Source organism: Pseudomonas sp. MPC6 (assembly GCF_006094435.1).
Lineage (GTDB): Bacteria > Pseudomonadota > Gammaproteobacteria > Pseudomonadales > Pseudomonadaceae > Aquipseudomonas.
In genome coordinates this window covers 2,113,130-2,128,438 of sequence record NZ_CP034783.1, presented here as the reverse complement: position 1 = coordinate 2,128,438, position 15,309 = coordinate 2,113,130, and the positions used below count along the sequence as shown (strand labels likewise).

Sequence of the window (15,309 nt, the reverse complement as noted above, 5' to 3'; positions counted from 1 at the left end):
GTCGCTGCCGCAAGGCATTGCGCGCGGCGACGAAGAGTCGTCGCGCGCGATCGTTTCATTCGTGCCGAGGAAAGCCCCGCAGGGTGGCTCGCCCTCAGCAGTCCGGACCAAGCATAGCGTTGGCTGGAGCCCTTGGAAAAATTGTTGCCAAGTATCTTTTACACAAGGTGTTTTATCAATAATTCAGCCACCTGCACAGCATTGAGCGCCGCGCCTTTGCGCACGTTATCTGACGTCAGCCACACGTTTAGTTCCGACAGGTCGTCGATTCCATGGCGAACCCGACCAACGTAGACCACGTCCTGCCCGACCGCATCGCCGACCGGCGTCGGATAATCGCCGGCTTCCACCAGTTCGATACCGGGAGCGTCTTCCAGGGCGGCGTTGATTTTCGCCAGGTCGATGTCGCTCGCCGAGTGCAAGGTCACGCTAAAGCTATCGCCAAAAAACACCGGGGCTTGAATGCAAGTGACGGAAATCTTCAATGCAGGCAGGGCCATGACCTGGCGCAGTTCGCGCACCAGGCGTTTTTCCAGCAGCGTATGGCCTTGCTCATCCGGCTTGCCGACTTGCGCCAGCAGGTTGAACGCCATCTGCCGATCAAAGAACGTCGGTTCCAGCGGCCGCACGTTGAGCAGTTCGGCGGTTTGCCGGGCCAGCTCGGTCACGGCTTCGCGACCTTGCGCCGAGACCGCCAAGGCCGCGGTCAGGTGGATGCGTTGCAGGTCGAGCAAACCGAGCAATGGCGCCAGCACCACGGCCAGCGTGGTGGCCGACGGGCTTGGGCTGCTGACCTGGAACGGCTTTTGCAGACCGGCGAGCACCTGTGCATTGGCTTCCGGCACCACTTGCGGCGCCTGATCGGCCGGCAACGCGCCGGACAGGTCGATCAGCGAACAGCCGGCGGCGATGGCGCGCGAGGCGAAACTCAGGGTGACCGCCGGGCCGGCGGCGAAGAACACCAGCTGGACTTTGCTGAAGTCGAACTCATCGACTTCCCGCACCCGCACGTTCTTGCCGCGAAACGGCACCGAATGCCCGGCCGATTCACTGCTGGCCAGCAGGTGCAGGTTGCCGACCGGGAAGTCGCGCTCTTCGAGAATCTGCACCAGCGTTTCGCCGACAGTACCGGTGGCGCCGATCACGGCAATATCAATGGACTGGCTCATGGTTTTACCTCTGGCGAAACGGGGGGAGCGGCACTTTACCGGGTGGGTGGCGTGCAGGCAATTCGGCGGGGATATGCGGCGCCTGTTCCGGCCTCTTCGCTGGCAAGCCAGCGCCTACACGGTTGTGCGCGGTTGCAGGGTTGTCTCATGACCTGGAGGAGCTGGCTTGCCAGCGAAGGGGCCTGTACGGGGGCAACCCATCAACCCCGGCCCGCCAAACACAAAAAAACCCGCACCTCTTGCAAGGCACGGGCTCTTTCACTGCTTCAACCGATCAACGCTCGAGCAGAATCCGCAGCATGCGACGCAGCGGTTCGGCCGCGCCCCACAGCAGTTGGTCGCCGACGGTGAACGCGCCGACGTACTGCGTGCCCATGTTCAGCTTGCGCAGACGGCCCACCGGGACGTTCAGGGTGCCGGTGACTTTCGTCGGGCTCAGTTCCTGAATGCTGGCTTCGCGGCTGTTCGGTACCAGCTTGACCCAAGGGTTGTGCTGGCTGATCAGCCCTTCGATGTCGGCGATCGGCACGTCTTTGTTCAGCTTGATGGTCAGCGCCTGGCTGTGGCAGCGCATGGCGCCGATGCGCACGCAGATGCCATCCACCGGGATCGGGTTCTTGAAGCGACCGAGGATCTTGTTGGTCTCGGCCTGGGCCTTCCATTCTTCGCGGCTCTGGCCGTTCGGCAGTTCCTTGTCGATCCACGGGATCAGGCTGCCGGCCAGCGGTACGCCGAAGTTTTCGGTCGGGTACGCGTCGCTGCGCATCGCTTCGGCGACACGACGGTCGATGTCGAGGATCGCGCTGGCCGGGTCGGCCAGTTGATCGGCGACAGCGGCGTGGGTCGCGCCCATCTGCTTGATCAGTTCACGCATGTTCTGCGCGCCGGCACCGGAGGCCGCCTGGTACGTCATGGCGCTCATCCACTCCACCAGGCCGGCTTCGAACAGACCGCCCAGGCCCATCAGCATCAGGCTGACGGTGCAGTTGCCGCCGATGTAGTTCTTGGTGCCCGCGTCGAGCTGCTGGTCGATGACCTTGCGGTTCACCGGGTCCAGCACGATCACCGCGTCATCCTGCATGCGCAGGCTGGAAGCGGCGTCGATCCAGTAGCCCTGCCAGCCGGCTTCACGCAGTTTCGGGAAGACTTCGCTGGTGTAGTCGCCACCCTGGCACGTCAGAATCACGTCGAGGGTTTTCAGCTCTTCAATGCTGTAAGCGTCTTTGAGCGGAGCAATGTCCTTACCCACGGACGGGCCTTGGCCACCGACATTGGACGTGGTGAAAAACACCGGCTCGATGAGATCGAAATCCTGCTCTTCCAGCATCCGCTGCATGAGCACGGAACCGACCATACCGCGCCAACCGATCAGACCTACACGTTTCATCGCAACTACACCTTCTTTAAAAAGTGGGCCGCTGCTTTCAAGAGTGAAAATTGCAGCGGGCCCGAGAGATTACAGATTCCGCAGCGCGGCGACTACTGCGTCGCCCATTTCCTGCGTACCGACTTTAGTGCAACCGACTGACCAGATGTCGCCTGTACGCAGCCCCTGGTCCAAAACAAGGCTCACGGCCTTCTCGATCGCGTTTGCAGCGTCCGCTTGGTTGAAGCTGTAACGCAACATCATCGACACCGACAAAATGGTCGCCAACGGGTTGGCAATGCCCTGGCCTGCGATGTCCGGCGCCGAACCGTGGCACGGCTCGTACATGCCCTTGTTGTGGGTGTCCAGGGAAGCCGACGGCAGCATGCCGATAGAGCCGGTGAGCATCGACGCCTGGTCGGACAGGATATCGCCGAACATGTTGTCGGTGACGATCACGTCGAATTGCTTCGGTGCGCGCACCAGTTGCATGGCGGCGTTGTCGACGTACATGTGGCTCAGTTCGACTTCAGGGTAATCCTTGGCCACTTCCTCGACGATTTCACGCCACAGCTGGCTGGACGCCAATACGTTGGCCTTGTCCACCGAGCACAGCTTCTTGCCGCGGACCATGGCCATGTCGAAACCGACACGGGCGATGCGGCGGATTTCGCTTTCGCTGTACGGCAGGGTGTCGTAGGACTGACGCTCGCCGTTTTCCAGGGTGCGGGTGCCACGTGGCGCGCCGAAGTAGATGCCGCCGGTCAGCTCGCGAACGATCAGGATGTCCAGGCCGGCAACGATTTCAGGCTTCAGGCTCGACGCTTCGGCCAGTTGCGGGTAGAGGATCGCCGGACGCAGGTTGCCGAACAGGCCCAGTTGCGCACGGATCTTCAGCAGGCCGCGCTCCGGGCGAATGTCACGCTCGATGGCGTCCCATTTCGGGCCGCCCACGGCGCCCAGCAGCACCGCGTCGGCCGTGCGAGCGCGCTCCAGGGTTTCGTCGGCCAACGGCACGCCGTGCTTGTCGATGGCCGCGCCACCGATCACGTCAAAGTTCAGCTCGAAGCCCAGGTTGTACTTGTCGCTGGCCAGCTCCAGTACCTTGACCGCTTCGGCCATGATTTCCGGGCCAATACCGTCACCTGGGAGAATCAGAATCTGCTTGCTCATGCTTTCCTCATGTCATCAGTCGGTGCGCCCATGGCGCGCCCGGAAAAAGTCTATCGCTCGGCGGCTATTGTTCAGAAAGCCTATTGTTCAGAGCTTTTCGTTCAGAACTTATCGTCCAGAGCTTATCATTCAGCGCTTATCGTTCAGCCATCAGCACCAGCACATCGGTACTGAACGAACCATCGGCCTCAATCTCAAAATATTCGCGTACTTCATTGCCCATCGACTGCTGCAGCTCGCGGATCGCCGCGCGCATCACCTGGGGCGTGCGCATGCGCTCGACCCAGCTGGTGTACTCCAGGCGCAAGCGTTGGCGCGTGGTGCTGCGGGTATGCAACCCCGCTTCGCTGACCTGGCGCAACCACTCGCCGGCGGAATAATCGCGCACGTGGCTGGTGTCGCGCAGCACTTCGACGCTTTGCAGGTAAGTGTCGAACAGCGGGCTGCCCGGTGACAACACGTCGACGAACGCCGCCACCCCACCCGGCTTCAGCACCCGGCGAACTTCGCGCAGGGCCAGCCCGAGGTCGCTCCAATGGTGCGCCGAATAACGGCTGAACACGAAGTCGAACTCGCCATCGGCGAACGGCAGGCGCTCGGCGGCACCGTTGACCGTGGTCACATTGCTCAGGCCACGGTCGACAGCGGCGGCTGCGACTACGTCGAGCATCTGCTGGGACAGGTCGTAGGCCACCACTTCCTTGACCAGCGAGGCCACGTGGAAACTCACGTGACCGGCGCCGCAGCCGAGGTCCAGCACCCGGGCGTCGCCCTGCCCTGCCAGTTCAGCCTGTAGCAGGGCGAATTCGGTGCCTTGAGCGTGGACGGCGCTGCTCAGGTAGGCGGCGGCCTGTTCACCGAATTGCTTTTGGACGACCTGGCTGTGCTGGGGGGTGTTGGTCATTGGACTTCCTATTTCAGGGTTTAGTCTTGTGGTGTCTGTCCGGGCCTCTTCGCTGGCAAGCCAGCTCCTACAGGGGGGTTCGGCGTTCACAGAACCCTGTAGGAGCTGGCTTGCCCGCGAAGGCGGCATCCCGCCTTACGCAAAATCAAGCGTCGCGAAACAACCAAGGCTGGCTCGCCCGATGCTTGGCTTCAAACGTCGCAATCGCCTCATGGTCCATCAACGTCAGGCCGATATCGTCCAGGCCGTTGAGCAGGCAATGCTTACGGAACGCGTCGATCTCAAAGTTCAGCACCTTGCCATCCGGACGGGTCACGGTCTGGGCTTGCAGGTCAACCTGCAACTGGTAACCCGGCGTCGCCTCGACCTGCTGGAACAGTTCATCCACCTCAGCGTCGCTCAGGATGATCGGCAGCAAGCCGTTCTTGAAGCTGTTGTTGAAGAAGATGTCGGCATAACTCGGCGCGATGATGCTGCGGAAACCGTACTCTTCCAGCGCCCACGGCGCATGTTCGCGGCTGGAGCCGCAACCGAAGTTCTCACGCGCCAGCAACACGCTGGCACCTTGATAACGTTCGGCGTTGAGCACGAAGTCCTTGTTCAGCGGACGCTTGGAGTTGTCCTGATACGGCTGCCCCACATCCAGGTAGCGCCATTCATCGAACAGGTTCGGGCCGAAACCCGTGCGCTTGATCGACTTCAGGAATTGCTTCGGAATGATCTGGTCGGTGTCGACGTTGGCACGATCCAGAGGCGCGACAAGACCGGTGTGCTGGGTAAAAGCTTTCATGCTGCGCTCCTTCAGATCAATTCACGGACGTCGACGAAACGACCGTTCACAGCGGCGGCGGCGGCCATGGCCGGGCTCACCAGGTGGGTACGGCCACCGGCGCCCTGACGGCCTTCGAAGTTACGGTTGGAGGTCGAGGCGCAATGCTCGCCACTTTCCAAACGGTCCGGGTTCATCGCCAGGCACATCGAGCAGCCCGGCTCACGCCATTCGAAACCGGCGTCGAGGAAGATCTTGTCCAGGCCTTCCGATTCGGCCTGAGCCTTGACCAGGCCCGAGCCCGGCACCACGATGGCCTGCTTGATGGTCGACGCCACTTTGCGGCCCTTGGCGATCACTGCCGCCGCGCGCAGGTCTTCGATCCGCGAGTTGGTGCAGGAGCCGATGAATACGCGGTCCAGCTGGATGTCGGTGATCGCCTGGTTGGCGGTCAAACCCATGTACTTCAAGGCGCGTTCGATGGAGCCACGCTTGACCAGGTCCATTTCCTTGGCCGGGTCCGGCACGTTCTGATCAACGGCCAACACCATCTCCGGCGACGTGCCCCAGCTGACTTGCGGTTTGATCTGGGTCGCGTCGAGCTCGACGATGGTGTCGAACTTCGCGTCCTTGTCCGTCACCAGGTCTTTCCAGGCCTCGACAGCCAAGTCCCATTCCGCGCCTTTCGGGGCGAATGGACGGCCCTTGACGTATTCCACGGTCTTTTCGTCCGCCGCCACCAGGCCGACACGCGCACCGGCTTCGATGGACATGTTGCAGATGGTCATGCGGCCTTCAACGGACAAGTCGCGAATCGCGCTGCCGGCGAACTCGATGGCATGGCCGTTACCGCCGGCGGTGCCGATCTTGCCGATCACGGCGAGGACGATGTCCTTGGCCGTCACGCCAAATGGCAGTTTGCCTTCGACCGACACCAGCATGTTCTTCATTTTCTTGGCGACCAGGCACTGGGTGGCGAGCACATGCTCGACCTCGGAAGTGCCGATACCGTGCGCCAAGGCACCAAAGGCACCGTGGGTCGAGGTATGGGAGTCGCCGCAGACCACGGTCATGCCCGGCAAGGTAGCACCCTGCTCCGGGCCGATGACGTGGACGATGCCCTGGCGGACGTCATTCATCTTGAATTCGACGATGCCGTATTCGTCACAGTTATCGTCGAGGGTCTGAACCTGCAGGCGCGAGACCTCGTCGGCAATGGCTTCGATGCCACCCTTGCGCTCCGGCGTGGTCGGTACGTTGTGGTCCGGGGTCGCGATGTTGGCATCGATGCGCCAAGGCTTGCGCCCGGCCAGGCGCAGGCCTTCGAAGGCTTGCGGCGAGGTCACTTCATGGATGATGTGACGATCGATGTAGATCAGCGCAGAGCCATCGTCGCGCTGCTTGACCAAGTGCGAATCCCAGAGCTTGTCGTAGAGCGTTTTGCCGGCCATCAGACGGTTTCCTCATCAGCGTGTTTCTATGCCCTGGGTCTTGAGTGATTCAATAACCCTTTGGCTTGTGAGGTCGATCCTAGGGGGTTACATTAAATAACTCAAATTCATATTTTTCATGCTTTGGATAACCAACTGGAATACGACAATGGACCTGGCCAACCTCAATGCTTTCATAGCGATTGCCGAGACCGGCAGCTTCTCCGGCGCCGGCGAGCGGCTGCACCTCACGCAACCGGCCATCAGCAAGCGCATCGCCGGGCTGGAACAGCAACTGAAGGTGCGCCTGTTCGATCGCCTGGGACGTGAAGTCGGCCTGACCGAGGCCGGCCGCGCCTTGTTGCCCCGGGCCTATCAGATCCTCAATGTGCTGGACGACACTCGGCGCGCCCTGACCAACCTGACCGGCGAAGTCAGCGGCCGCCTGACCCTGGCCACCAGTCACCACATCGGCCTGCACCGCCTGCCGCCTTTATTGAGGGAGTTCACCCGGCGCTACCCGGAGGTGGCGCTGGATATCCAGTTCCTCGACTCGGAAGTGGCCTACGAAGAAATCCTCCATGGCCGCGCCGAGCTGGCGGTCATCACCCTGGCGCCGGAGCCCCACGCCCTGGTGAAGGCCACGCCCGTATGGGACGACCCGCTGGATTTCGTGGTCGCCCCGGAGCATTCGCTGATCAGCAACGGCCCGGTCAGCCTGGCGGACATTGCCCTGCACCCGGCGGTATTCCCCGGCGGCAACACCTTTACCCACCACATCGTCCAGCGCCTGTTCGAAGCCCGGGGCCTGACGCCGAACATCGCCATGAGCACCAATTATCTGGAAACGATCAAGATGATGGTCTCGATCGGCCTTGCCTGGAGCGTGCTGCCGCGCACCATGCTCGACGAGCAAGTTGCACGAATACCTTTACCGGGCATACAACTGACTCGCCAGCTAGGCTATATCTTGCACACCGAACGGACGCTCTCGAATGCGGCACGGGCCTTTATGGCCCTGCTGGATGCACAAATCGATGGGCCAGGGATTCAGGGCTAAGCTGTGCTACGTCTATAGCGTCTTTTGCGCCGTGAACTCCTGTGCTAAACGCCCAATTCAGCCCAAGGCTTGAAAATGCCGAAATCTGTTGACCGAATTCCGCCGATGCCGCGTATTCAGGCGCTGGACCCGAAACGGTCCGAGCAGAGCTGGGAAAGTGCGCCGCAACTGCTGGCCGCCCTCAACGGCGCGCGCCTGGGCGCCTGGTATTGGGACATCGAGCGCGGGCAGATCAGCTGGTCCCGGGGCACCCAGGCATTGTTCGGCTTCGATCCCCGGCAACCGCTGCCGGCCGATCTGGAATACCTCGACCTGCTGCCACCCGAGGACCGCGCGAAAACCATCCGCGCCTTCCACGCGGTGATCGCCGGCGCCCCGCTGGAACAGGCGATGCACCACCGCATTCAATGGCCCGACGGCAGCCTGCACTGGCTGGAGATCAACGGCAGCCTGCTGCCGGACAAGCACGGCCGGCCACGGATGATTGGCGTCATCCGCGAAATCACCCACCAGCGTCAGCGTGAACAGGCCCTGAGCAGTTCGGAAAAACGCTTCGCCACGCTGTTTCACCTGTGCCCGAACATGGTGTTGCTGACCCGCCAGGAAGACGGCCTGATCAGTGAAGCCAACCAGTATTTCGAAAGCCTGTTCGGCTGGCCGGTGCAAGACGCGATCGGCCGCACCACCCTCGAGCTGGGCCTGTGGGTGCACCCGGAACAACGGGCGCAACTGGTCAAGGCCACCAAGGCCAAGGGCGAATTGACCAGCATGGAGGTGCAGTTTCGCGCCAGCAACGGCCAGGTTCACGATGGCATCCTCAGCGCGCAGAAAGTCGAACTCGAAGGCCAGCCCTACCTGCTGAGCACCTTCCTCGATACCACCGAGGCCAAAGCCGCCGAACACGCCCTGAAAGACAGCCAGGAACGCCTCGACCTGGCCCTGGATTCGGCGCAACTGGGCACGTGGGACTGGCACATTCCCAGCGGCATGCTCTACGGTTCGGCGCGGGCCGCCCAACTGCACGGGCTGGAGGCCAAACCTTTCCATGAAGCCTTCGATGATTTTTTCGAAGGCGTGCCCGGCGAAGAACGCGACAGCATGCGCGATGCCTACCGCAGCTTGCGCGAAGGCCCGGCCGGCAATTATCAGCTGACTTACCGCGTGCAGTTGCCGGACGGCAGTTCGCGCTACCTGGAAAGCCGCGCCCGCCTGTACCGCGACGACAACGGCGCGCCGCTGCGCATGGCCGGCACGCTGCTCGACATTACCGATCAGGTGGAACGCGAACAGCGGCTGGTGGCCTCTGAAGAGAAATTCGCCACCCTGTTCCAAGTCAGCCCGGACCCGATCTGCGTGACACACCAGGACACCGGCCTTTTCATCGAGATCAACTCCAGCTTCACCCAGACCTTCGGCTGGAGCACCGCCGAGGTGATTGGCCGCAGTGCCGACGAAATCGGCCTGTGGGACGCCTCGGCGAAAAGCCTGCGGCGGATCGAACAAGTCATCCGCGAACAAGGCCTGAACAATGTCGCGATCGTGGTTCAGCACAAAGACGGGCAGACCCTGACCTGCGTGATTTCCAGCCGCCAGATCAGCGTCGGCAACCAGCCATGCATCGTCACCACCCTGCGCGACATCACCCAGCAGCAACGCTCGGAAGCGGCGCTCAAGGCCAGCGAAGAGAAGTTCGCCAAGGCCTTCCACTCCAGCCCCGATGCCATCACCATCACCGAGCGCGACACCGGACGCTATCTGGAAGTCAACGATGGCTTCTGTCGCCTGACCGGCTATCGCGCCGACGAAGTGATCGGCCGCACGGTGTACCAGGTCGGCATCTGGGCTGAGGAAAAACAGCGTTCGATGCTGCTGGCCGAACTACAGATGAAGGGCCGGGTGCATCACCTGGAGATGCTCGGGCGCAATAAACGCGGCGAGTTGCTGACCGTCGAAGTCTCGGTGGAACCCATCACCCTGAACGAAACCGCTTGCCTGCTGCTGACGGCGCGGGACGTCAGCCTGCTGAAAAATGCCGAAGCGCAGATCCGCCACCTGGCCTACCACGACCCTTTGACCAACCTGCCCAACCGCGCGCTGCTGATGGATCGCCTGAGCCAGCAGATCGCCCTGCTCAAGCGCCACAACCTGCGCGGCGCGCTGATGTTTCTCGACCTTGACCACTTCAAGCACATCAATGATTCGCTCGGCCATCCCGTGGGCGATACGGTGCTGAAGATCATCACCGCGCGCCTTGAAGCCAGCGTGCGCATGGAGGACACCGTTGCGCGGCTGGGGGGTGATGAGTTCGTGGTGCTGCTCAGCGGTCTTGAGGGCACGCGCAACGACGTCAGCGATCAGGTCCTGGAGCTGGCCGACACCTTGCGTGAACTGCTGTCCGAACCGATGTTCCTCGACGGCCAGCGCCTGCAGGTGACCCCGAGCATCGGCATCGCATTGATACCCGATCACGGCTCGACCCCGACCGACCTGCTCAAGCGCGCCGACATCGCGCTGTATCGGGCCAAGGATTCGGGGCGCAACACCACACAGATGTATCACAACACCATGCAGAAGGCGGCGAGCCAACGCCTGCGCCTGGAAACCGACCTGCGCCAGGCCCTGTCCCGCGGCGAGTTTCGCGTGCATTACCAACCGCAGGTGGACGCCCGGGACGGCCGCATCGTCGGCGCCGAGGCGCTGGTGCGCTGGGACCATCCGGAATTCGGCGCGCAGTCGCCCACCGAGTTCATCAAGGTGCTGGAGGACAGCGGGATGATCCTCGAGGTGGGCACCTGGATCATCGAGGAGGTCTGCGCCGCCTTCAAACAGCTGGTCGCCAAAAACCTGATCGACCCGCTCGACTTCAGCCTGTGCGTGAACATCAGCCCGCGACAGTTCCGCCAGAACGACTTCGTCGAACGCATCGAACGCAGCCTCGCCAGTCACGGCCTGCCCTGCTCGCTGCTGAAGCTGGAAATCACCGAAGGCATCGTCATCCAGAACCTGGAAGACACCATCAGCAAAATGCGCCGCCTGAAAAAACTCGGCGTAAGTTTCGCCATGGACGACTTCGGCACCGGTTACTCCTCGCTGACCTACCTCAAGCGCCTGCCGGTCGACACCCTGAAAATCGACCAGTCCTTCATCCGCGACGCCACCACCGACCCCAACGATGCCGAGATCATCCGCGCCATTGTCGCCATGGCCCGCAGCCTGGAATTGAAGGTGATCGCCGAAGGGGTGGAAACCCAGGACCAGCTGGATTTCCTGCAGGGGCTGGGCTGTCACTTTTATCAGGGGTATTTGCACAGTCGGCCGTTGCCGGTGGAGGCGTTCAGGAAACTCCTGAAATAACGCCGCGGTTGCAGGGCGGCCCCGTCTACCGTAGCGGGCTCGCGTCCCTATGCGAGCGAGACCGGCTTGCTGGCGAAGACATCCCGACAGCCAACTAACCTCTTCCAACCGTACCCGATTCCCCTGTAGGAGCCGGCTTGCCGGCGAAGGCATCTTCACGGCCGCTGCAAAACTTGAGGCCACCGCCCCTGGCAGCCTCCCCACTCCTCTAACCGTAATCCCTCTATACCGACCAAAACTTCGCCCTCATCAAGATTCGAATCGCCATTTCCTACACGCTTCCGAGAAACGTCCGATTTACCTTGAAAACCCCTTCGCCGACCCTTCGCGCTGCACCTTGCCTTGCCCCAATTCCTTCGGGCCCCAGAGCAAGTTGATCGTCAGCAGGCGCGCCAAAGCGCCTCGCTCAAGTCGCCAGCAGACAAGGACCTCTATCAATGGCCATCGGGTATTACATTCGCCAAGGCGACAAGACTACCTGCGGCGGCACGGTGCTGGATGCAGAGCCCTGCATCACGATGTTTGGCGAAAACCATGCCCGCGACGGGGATAGGGTTTCCTGCGGAATAACCGGCAAGACCTACGCAATAGCCGGCGGGATTTCGCATATGCGAAGCAAGGGCCGGTTCTTGGCCGGTACGCTGGACAGCCTCAGCTCTTGCCCTTGCAGAGCCGAGTTGATCCCCTCGCTAAAAACGGCCACTTACTCCTCCAGGGAGGCCGTTGCGCCGCAAGGTACCCGTGCCGCCGCTCAGCCAGCCACTCCGGCATCCCGCAATGATCCGCCAGTACCACGCCCATCCAGCCATGCGCCGGCGCGAACGGCGCCCTCACCGTCCTTCAGTGAATTACCGGGGCTGGTCTGCCAGAACCTCTGGCGCGGGTATCAACAACGCGCCGAAGCCATAGTAGCGCCGGGCGGCGTACTGATCGCCGACCCCAAGGCGCGGAATCGCGCGATCAATGCCGCTTATGCGCAGTTGTGGCTGGAAGATCAGCGTTTCCAATGGGCGGGACTTGCGGCGTTCGCTTCCAAGCAGGTTGGGTGTGGCCTGCTGCATGCGGCGAGTTAGATCGAAAAGATGCAGGCGGAATATAAAGCGGCACAACGTTTGAAGAACAGCGCCAGGAAAGGCTTCTTTGGACTACTCGGCCCCAGTGAGCGTGAACGGCAGGCGAAACTGCGGGAGTTCGAGCAGGCGCAGCGCGACTACGAGCAAGCCGACCGCAATAATCCGGTGCCGGGTAGTCGTTTCGGGGGCGGCGACGACGCATTGCCGTACGCACAGCGGGTGTACAACTTCGTGTACGAGATGCTGGCCATGGGCAATACCACGTTGTTTCTGGATGTGTTTCCGCTGCATGCTTTCTACAAGGAGCGGGGGTTGAAGGCGCTTGACACCTGCCTGCCATCTCGGAGCGATATTTATGGACATAAGCAGTACCCGGTGCTGTGGCCGGTCGCACAGGAGACACTAAAATTCGGTACTGACTACAAGCAAATCCTGCAAGCTTTCAAAGCCATTGAGGCGGGCAATATCGCCGAAAGCGTTGTGCTGCTTGCCGAGCACGAACAGATCAACATACTGCAACCAGTGATGTACAGCGACCAAGGACTGGTATGGTTGCTGCGCGGCAACCATGTTTCCTACATCACCGGCGTCCCGTCCGGCGCCGCTGAGGCTATCGAACTAACCCTGGCCAGCCAGTGCCGCCCAGTCGATGATAAACGCACCATTGGCTTCAGCAATGATCGCCTTGCGAATTTGGCCGATGTCCGGCAACGCATGCCTTTCGTGCTTAAGGCTGCGGCGCAGTTCGATGAGCTGCTGCGGCATTCTGATCGTCGTCTGATCGAACAGGCCATTCAAGACATTGCCGCAGGCCGGGACGTGCGATGAGTCTGAGGCAGCGCGTGAGTTGGCGTCGGGGCCTGTTAGCGCTGACAGTCGCTGTCATTATTACGCTGGCGGCGATACAAGCGCTTTCCGATAATCTGGAAATTGCGCTGATGATTGGCGAACCTTACGAAGCCATGCGCCAGCGCTCCAGTGCAACCATTGATCCCGCCATTGCAGGGCACTCATGGTTCAACATACCGAAGTCCGATGCTCGCCTTCGTTTCATAGATCCCCAATACGGGTTTGTGACCCCGCCGGCCCGCTTCTTCACAGTTAGTTTTAATAGTGACGAGTTGGTTAGAAGTGTCCGCATGTCCCCGCAGGTAGAACCGCTGCTGCTCGACGACACACTCGAAGTCGTGCTGGGTTTGCAGGAGCAATGGCGCCAAGGGGGCTGGACGCCAATCCGGCTCCAGGACTTTCCATCGTTCGCCGACACGCCGCAATGGCGTGCCCGCTTACGGGACGTGAACAAAGGTGGCAAGGCTTATTGGCGAGCGAGCGACAGGTATCAAGTAATGTTGGTGGTCAATCGTTTCAAGGACATTAAACGCCCAACAGAGGAGCGCTACCTCATCACATTGCAGCTTGCCACACCCTGAGTGAAGCCATGACTCCAATCATTGATTACGAATGTCCCATTGGGTTCGCCAGTAGCTCCACTGCGCACTTCATCGATATCCATCAGCGCATGGCTTTCGGATTCCAGGCTCCGGCGCAGTTTGACGAGCAGCCACAGCGCTCCGATCGCCAGCTGATCGAAAAGTCGATTAAGGACATTGCCGCAGGCCGGGGCGTGCGATGAGCTTGCTGCGAGGCGTAGGTTGGCGACGTGGGGTTTTGGCAATGGCCGTCGCGGCTTTGCTCATCGTGGCAGCGATCCACGCGCTTTCGGATGACCCGGAAATTGCACTGATGATTGGCGAGCCTTGGGAAGACATGCGCCAGCGCTCCAGCGCGGCCATTGGTCCAGCCATTCCCGGGCACTACTGGGGACGCTTGCCTAAATCGGACGCCCGTCTCCGTTTCATAGATCCTCAGTACGGTTTCGTGACCCCTCTGGCCCGTTTTTTCACGGTCAGCTTCAACAAAGATGAGTCAGTCAGCAGTGTGTGGATGTCTCCGCAACTTGAGCCATTATTGCTCGACGATACACTCAAGATCGTGCTGGATTTGCAAGAGCAATGGCGTCAAACAGGCTGGGAACCGATCCGAGTCAACTACGATCCTCCCTTCGCCGATACCGCCCAATGGCGAGCCCGATTGCGGGATGTGAACAAAGGTGGCACCTCTTACTGGCAAGCGGGCAACCAGTATCAAGTGATGTTGGTAGTCAATCGTTTCAGAGACGATAAGCGCCCCAAAGAGGAGCGCTATCTTATAAAGCTGCAGCTTGCCACACCCTGGGTGAAGCCTTGACCCTCACCTTGATGACGGACCCACCGCTTGCATCTCCTCAGTCAACCGAACGAGCTCCCCCCAAGAACCCATCTACACTGAAAAATCGCCTCGCCCGAAACTCACCCCCCACACTGTTTTCCCCTGAGATCCTAACGACGTGCCCAGCATCTACCAGATCAAACCGGCGTTTCAAAACCTCCTGCGACCATGGGTGCAACGACTGTTCAACCAGGGCACCACCGCCAACCAGATCACCCTGATTGCAGGCATCGGCTCGGTGCTGGTGGGGGCGGTGATTGCCGGTTTCGTCCAGCACCCTTGGGTATTTTGGCTGGTGCCGGCCTGGATGATCCTGCGCATGGCGCTCAATGCCATCGATGGCATGCTCGCCCGGGAATTCAACCAGCAGTCGCACCTGGGGGCCTATCTCAATGAGCTGTGCGATATCGTCGCCGACTGTGCGCTGATATTGCCGTTCGCCCTGCTCCCGGGCGTCAGCCTGTGGCTGGTGCTGCTGGTCGCCCTGCTCGCCCTGTTCAGCGAGTACAGTGGCGTGCTGGGGCCGATGGTCGGTGCTTCGCGGCGCTATGACGGGCCCATGGGCAAAAGTGATCGGGCTTTTGTGCTGGGGGTCGTGGCGATCGCTATCGCCCTGGGCTGGATCAGCGCGCTTTGGATCAACGCCGTATTCGCGATCATCGCCGTGTTGTTGGTCTACACGCTGATCAATCGGGTCCGCCAGGGCCTCAAGGAAGTACACGAAGACACCTCTTCAGCATAAG

General features: G+C 61.2%; 14 protein-coding genes. 8 read left to right on the top strand and 6 right to left on the bottom strand.

The genetic code is table 11. From position 1 onward, the window contains the following. Positions 1-158: 158 nt before the first annotated feature. The 6 genes from ELQ88_RS12020 to leuC all read right to left on the bottom strand — a co-directional run bounded on the left by ELQ88_RS12020 (position 159) and on the right by leuC (position 6,832). The gene (locus tag ELQ88_RS12020) at positions 159-1,169 is read right to left on the bottom strand and encodes an aspartate-semialdehyde dehydrogenase (protein WP_128869753.1); all 1,011 of its coding nucleotides are present in this window, start codon (positions 1,167-1,169) and stop codon (positions 159-161) included. A gap of 274 nt (positions 1,170-1,443) precedes the next feature. Further along, positions 1,444-2,556, bottom strand: a complete 1,113-nt coding sequence (asd, locus tag ELQ88_RS12015) for an aspartate-semialdehyde dehydrogenase (RefSeq protein WP_128869752.1) — start codon at positions 2,554-2,556, stop codon at positions 1,444-1,446. Positions 2,557-2,625: 69 nt separating this feature from the next. Next, the gene (leuB, locus tag ELQ88_RS12010; RefSeq protein WP_138965238.1) at positions 2,626-3,708 is read right to left on the bottom strand and encodes a 3-isopropylmalate dehydrogenase; all 1,083 of its coding nucleotides are present in this window, start codon (positions 3,706-3,708) and stop codon (positions 2,626-2,628) included. Positions 3,709-3,844: 136 nt separating this feature from the next. Next, positions 3,845-4,612, bottom strand: coding sequence for a class I SAM-dependent methyltransferase (locus tag ELQ88_RS12005; RefSeq protein ID WP_138965236.1), 768 nt, complete (start codon positions 4,610-4,612; stop codon positions 3,845-3,847). A 145-nt stretch (positions 4,613-4,757) separates the two neighbouring features. Next, positions 4,758-5,402, bottom strand: coding sequence for a 3-isopropylmalate dehydratase small subunit (gene leuD, locus ELQ88_RS12000; RefSeq protein WP_128869750.1), 645 nt, complete (start codon positions 5,400-5,402; stop codon positions 4,758-4,760). An 11-nt stretch (positions 5,403-5,413) separates the two neighbouring features. After that, positions 5,414-6,832, bottom strand: coding sequence for a 3-isopropylmalate dehydratase large subunit (leuC, locus tag ELQ88_RS11995; protein WP_128869749.1), 1,419 nt, complete (start codon positions 6,830-6,832; stop codon positions 5,414-5,416). A 148-nt stretch (positions 6,833-6,980) separates the two neighbouring features. On the opposite strand from leuC, the gene ELQ88_RS11990 reads away from it, so the two are divergent. The 8 genes from ELQ88_RS11990 (at position 6,981) to ELQ88_RS11960 (ending at position 15,308) form a co-directional block, all read left to right on the top strand. Beyond that, a complete protein-coding gene (locus ELQ88_RS11990) occupies positions 6,981-7,871 on the top strand; it encodes a LysR family transcriptional regulator (protein WP_128869748.1) in 891 nt (296 codons plus the stop codon). A gap of 75 nt (positions 7,872-7,946) precedes the next feature. Continuing rightward, the gene (locus ELQ88_RS11985; protein ID WP_138965234.1) at positions 7,947-11,225 is read left to right on the top strand and encodes an EAL domain-containing protein; all 3,279 of its coding nucleotides are present in this window, start codon (positions 7,947-7,949) and stop codon (positions 11,223-11,225) included. Positions 11,226-11,662: 437 nt separating this feature from the next. Further along, the gene (locus ELQ88_RS34605) at positions 11,663-12,298 is read left to right on the top strand and encodes a PAAR domain-containing protein (RefSeq protein WP_228761598.1); all 636 of its coding nucleotides are present in this window, start codon (positions 11,663-11,665) and stop codon (positions 12,296-12,298) included. Between the two features lie 9 nt (positions 12,299-12,307). Beyond that, positions 12,308-13,126, top strand: a complete 819-nt coding sequence (locus ELQ88_RS34600; protein ID WP_228761597.1) for a hypothetical protein — start codon at positions 12,308-12,310, stop codon at positions 13,124-13,126. Beyond that, positions 13,123-13,728 (top strand): hypothetical protein, encoded by a 606-nt coding sequence (locus tag ELQ88_RS11975; RefSeq protein ID WP_128869747.1) that lies wholly within the window; start codon positions 13,123-13,125, stop codon positions 13,726-13,728. The genes ELQ88_RS34600 and ELQ88_RS11975 overlap by 4 nt, the downstream gene beginning before the upstream one ends. 8 nt (positions 13,729-13,736) lie before the next feature. After that, positions 13,737-13,931 (top strand): hypothetical protein, encoded by a 195-nt coding sequence (locus tag ELQ88_RS11970; protein WP_138965232.1) that lies wholly within the window; start codon positions 13,737-13,739, stop codon positions 13,929-13,931. Beyond that, on the top strand, positions 13,928-14,545 hold the full coding sequence (locus ELQ88_RS11965; protein ID WP_138965230.1) for a hypothetical protein: 618 nt from the start codon (positions 13,928-13,930) through the stop codon (positions 14,543-14,545). Before ELQ88_RS11970 ends, ELQ88_RS11965 begins: the two co-directional genes overlap by 4 nt. Positions 14,546-14,684: 139 nt before the next feature. Continuing rightward, positions 14,685-15,308: a CDP-alcohol phosphatidyltransferase family protein gene (locus tag ELQ88_RS11960; protein WP_138965228.1), complete on the top strand. Its 624-nt coding sequence runs from the start codon at positions 14,685-14,687 to the stop codon at positions 15,306-15,308. The last annotated feature ends 1 nt before the right edge of the window (position 15,309 follow it).

What these genes read in the sequence shown, in the direction of transcription:
- ELQ88_RS12020 (WP_128869753.1), bottom strand. Translation starts at nt 1,169, where the DNA reads ATGAGCCAGTCCATTGATATTGCCGTGATCGGCGCCACCGGTACTGTC.
- asd (WP_128869752.1), bottom strand. Translation starts at nt 2,556, where the DNA reads ATGAAACGTGTAGGTCTGATCGGTTGGCGCGGTATGGTCGGTTCCGTG.
- leuB (WP_138965238.1), bottom strand. Translation starts at nt 3,708, where the DNA reads ATGAGCAAGCAGATTCTGATTCTCCCAGGTGACGGTATTGGCCCGGAA.
- ELQ88_RS12005 (WP_138965236.1), bottom strand. Translation starts at nt 4,612, where the DNA reads ATGACCAACACCCCCCAGCACAGCCAGGTCGTCCAAAAGCAATTCGGT.
- leuD (WP_128869750.1), bottom strand. Translation starts at nt 5,402, where the DNA reads ATGAAAGCTTTTACCCAGCACACCGGTCTTGTCGCGCCTCTGGATCGT.
- leuC (WP_128869749.1), bottom strand. Translation starts at nt 6,832, where the DNA reads ATGGCCGGCAAAACGCTCTACGACAAGCTCTGGGATTCGCACTTGGTC.
- ELQ88_RS11990 (WP_128869748.1), top strand. Translation starts at nt 6,981, where the DNA reads ATGGACCTGGCCAACCTCAATGCTTTCATAGCGATTGCCGAGACCGGC.
- ELQ88_RS11985 (WP_138965234.1), top strand. Translation starts at nt 7,947, where the DNA reads ATGCCGAAATCTGTTGACCGAATTCCGCCGATGCCGCGTATTCAGGCG.
- ELQ88_RS34605 (WP_228761598.1), top strand. Translation starts at nt 11,663, where the DNA reads ATGGCCATCGGGTATTACATTCGCCAAGGCGACAAGACTACCTGCGGC.
- ELQ88_RS34600 (WP_228761597.1), top strand. Translation starts at nt 12,308, where the DNA reads ATGCAGGCGGAATATAAAGCGGCACAACGTTTGAAGAACAGCGCCAGG.
- ELQ88_RS11975 (WP_128869747.1), top strand. Translation starts at nt 13,123, where the DNA reads ATGAGTCTGAGGCAGCGCGTGAGTTGGCGTCGGGGCCTGTTAGCGCTG.
- ELQ88_RS11970 (WP_138965232.1), top strand. Translation starts at nt 13,737, where the DNA reads ATGACTCCAATCATTGATTACGAATGTCCCATTGGGTTCGCCAGTAGC.
- ELQ88_RS11965 (WP_138965230.1), top strand. Translation starts at nt 13,928, where the DNA reads ATGAGCTTGCTGCGAGGCGTAGGTTGGCGACGTGGGGTTTTGGCAATG.